At 45.6% G+C, this 3,747-nt stretch carries 2 protein-coding genes; both read left to right on the forward strand.

What is annotated here, in order from left to right:
- Positions 1-810: DUF2252 family protein (locus NO989_RS21570; protein WP_371343179.1), on the forward strand; the 810-nt coding region annotated here is incomplete at its 5' end.
- A 201-nt stretch (positions 811-1,011) separates the two neighbouring features.
- Positions 1,012-3,597, forward strand: a complete 2,586-nt coding sequence (locus NO989_RS21575) for an ExeM/NucH family extracellular endonuclease (protein WP_371343180.1) — start codon at positions 1,012-1,014, stop codon at positions 3,595-3,597.
- Positions 3,598-3,747: the final 150 nt, after the last annotated feature.

Raw genomic sequence — 3,747 nt, forward strand, 5'->3', positions numbered from 1 at the left:
ATGGTACAGCTCCATAGTAGACAGTGCATGGGCCGGAAGCACATGGAATTAAATTCGTGGGGATCCCTCAGGGTCAGCCCCTTTGTTTTCTACAGAGGCAGTGCGCAGTTGTTTTACGCTGATATAAAAGCTGGATTTATCAATTTTCCTAAAGAATGCGAGACAGTTCCCCTCACCAGCGTGATGGGAGACTGTCATACTTCCAATTTTGGCTTTCTCACAGAAGAAGGGTCTCACGGAGATACAGTGATCTTCTCACCCAACGACTTTGATGATGCGTGTGTCGGCAAAGCACGTTGGGATGTGCTTCGTTATCTCACTTCATTGCACCTTGCCCAGATACATTGCCTAGGCACCGTTGATGGAAAGTATGCGTGCGATAACATCGACATCACTAAACCTGTTGTCAGCCACCAGCAGGTTATTAATGCGCAATACGCATTTATTGAGCGTTATGTAAAAACCTGTAGCCAAGTAGTAGAAAACGCCATGATGATTAACGAAGCCATAGACTACTGCCCAGATGCCGTCCCAAGCAAGCTGACCAAACTATATAAAAAAGCCAGAGCCCGCAGCGCAGGAGGAGAAGACTTCACGGTTAAAAGTGCGCTGGCTAAAGCCGTTCATTTTGATGGCAAGACCTTGGGGTTTAAGGTCAACAGTGAGAAATTTTCTACCCTAAGCCCACAAGAATACGCCACGCTACTAGAAGCTTTTGCTCCCTACATGGACGTGTCGTTAGCATTACTTAACACCTATATTAGCTTTTGGTTAAGAGTTAAAGGTACGAGTAAACTTACCTGTAGATGATAAGAAGCTGATATTTAAGCAATATTTTAAAAACAGCTTGAATAAGGTTAAGTCATTCCTATCCATTACAAATGCCCTTAGTGTAGTTCAAGCAATAAGAAAATTGCGCTTCGCATATCACTCTGTTTTTTCTATTTCGGCAAATGCAGAAACAGTAATTATGTGAATTAAAAATAATGAAAACTACAAAGGGAAAATGACGTGAAAACATCATTAACTTTACTATCTGCAGGAATCATTTCTGCACTTTCTTCAACCGCCATCCAAGCTAACGATTTAGTCATTAGTGGTGTTATCGATGGACCGTTAAGCGGTGGTGTTCCAAAAGCAGTTGAACTTTTCGTAGTCAATGACATAGCAGATTTGTCTACCTATGCCCTTGGAACTGCAAACAACGGCGGCGGTACTGATGGCGAAGAGTTTACGTTTCCAGCTGGTGCGTCTGCAAGCGCTGGTACTTATATCTACGTAGCATCAGAGATTGATGGATTTACTGCGTTTTTCGGTTCTGCACCAGACTACGATACTTCATCAATGGGTATTAATGGTGACGACGCTATTGAGCTTTTTAAAGATGGCAGCGTTATTGACACGTTTGGCGATATCAACACCGACGGTAGTGGCACCACGTGGGAGTACCTAGACGGTTGGGCATACCGTACGTCAGGTCAAACAGCAAATGGCGGCAGTTTCGAAGCATCTAACTGGACTTACAGTGGTGTTGACGCGCTTGATGGCTCGACCACTAACAATGACGCTGCAACGCCGTTTCCAGCGGGTACATTTACCACTGAAGGTGGCGGTGACGTTGTAGAAGTTCCAGAAGAGCCTGCTGTTGAGCTAGGTATTTGCGGTGCAGACGCGACACTTATTAGTGCTATACAGGGCAGTGAAAGCAGCTCTGCTGAAGTTGGCAATAACGTTATAATTGAAGCTATTGTAACTGGCACACGTGCTGGCGGCTTCTTTGTCCAAGAAGAAGCGTCTGATTACGACGCTGACGACGCCACGTCTGAAGGCTTATTTGTAGAAGGTTCCGTTGACGTTGAAACAGGTAATCTGGTTCGCCTTTACGGTGAAGTAGAAGAAAACTACGGTATGACCACACTTGCTATGGATAGTGATGTGGCTGCACTTGATTGTGGTACAGCGGATGCTGTAGCAGCGGTAGAACTTTCTATGCCGTACGAACTTGACCTTGAAACCGTTGAAGGAATGGTTGTTAGCGTGACTGATGCAACAGTGACGAGTACAAACAACCTGTGGCGTTTTGGTGAAATCGTTGTGAGTGACACAATTAAACGCCAACCAAGCGACGTAGCTGCGCCTCTGTCAGAAGCTTATACTGCGGCAGAAGAAGCGAGCGAGACAAGCCTTCTTACAATCGAAGATAACAGCAGCTCGCAGTACCCAGATGCGCTTAATTACTTCCCTACTTTCAGCTACGCTAATGCCATTCGCATTGGTGATTCGGTTTCTGCTGCTGGCCCACTAAACTACAGTTTTGGCACTTACAGAATTAATCCAAGCGACGTTATCGAAGTAACGTCTTCTCGCGAAGCAAACCCAGTGGTTACAGAAGGCAACCTATCTATTGCTACGTTCAACGTGCTTAACTACTTTAATGGTGAAGTAGATGAAAATGGCGACGTAACTTTCGATTATGACGAAAACCGCGGCGCAGACGATGAAGTGGCGTTTGAATTGCAACAGGGTCGTATCATTGAAGCTATCGTTAACCTTAACGCAGACGTTGTCGGTTTGATGGAAATCGAAAACGATGGTTTTGGCGAAGATAGTGCTATCCAATCTCTAGTTACTGCAATTAACGCTGAACTTGGTGAAACCGAGCAATACTCATTCATCGCAACCAGTGATGGCAGTGAAATTGGTACGGATGCGATTACTGTAGGCTTGTTATACAAAGCTACAGTAGTAACGCCAGAAAATGATGCCATGGTAGTTGCTATGCCAGAGCAACAAATTGATGAAGATAGCCTGGCACGCATGCGCCCAAGCCTTCTTCAATCGTTTGTACACACTGAAAGCAGCAAACCGTTCCTTGTTGCCGTGAATCACTTTAAATCAAAAGGTTCACAGTGTGCAGAAGATGTGGCAGAGGCGCCGTCTGAAATCACCACGATTCAGGGTAGCTGTAACGCACTTCGTGTATCGGCAGCTATAACATTAGGCAACGCATTAAGTGATGAGAGCCTGCCTGAGCGCAAGGTAATCTTAGGCGACTTAAACGCTTATAGCGCTGAAGATCCAGTAGCTGTACTCACCGATTACACACCTGAGTCTCGTGGGTACACTATTACGACTGCGGTCAATACAGGTATGGATGAAGGCTCGTCAGTGGACGTAGAGTCTAGCTTCGGCTATCACAACTTGGCTGAAGAGTTTGATGCAGAAGGCTTCTCATATTGGTTCTACGGAACTGAACAGGTGGGTAGTTTAGATCACGTACTAGCAAGTGAAGCCATGTTTGCAGACGCCATTGACGGTGCTCACTGGAACATCAACTCAGTTGAAGCTTACCAGTTGCAGTACGATCAAGCGCTTCGTTATTACCCAGATGAAGACGGTTACGCCTTTACTGACGTTGGTCCATTTAGAAGCTCAGATCACGACCCATTCATCGCAACCTTCGACCTACAAGCAGACGTAGTTGAAGAGGAAGAAGAAGAAAGCAATGATAGCTCAGGTGGAGCAATGGGAGGAATTCTTGCCCTGCTAGCTGCAGCGATTGGCTTTCGTCGTCGTTCGACTACTGCTAAGAAGTAAAAAGTGAAAGAATGAAGTACACGCTTAACGGGTGTGCTTCATTCACATAAAAAAAGCTGCCTCAATGGAGGCAGCTCAGATTGATGATAAACCCCTCTTTTTTCGGAGGGGTTTATTTTTTCTAGCAGCCGAAGGCTGCGATCGCGATAT

It is taken from the genome of Alteromonas sp. DY56-G5, assembly GCF_041414725.1.
Classification (GTDB): Bacteria; Pseudomonadota; Gammaproteobacteria; order Enterobacterales; family Alteromonadaceae; genus Alteromonas; species Alteromonas macleodii.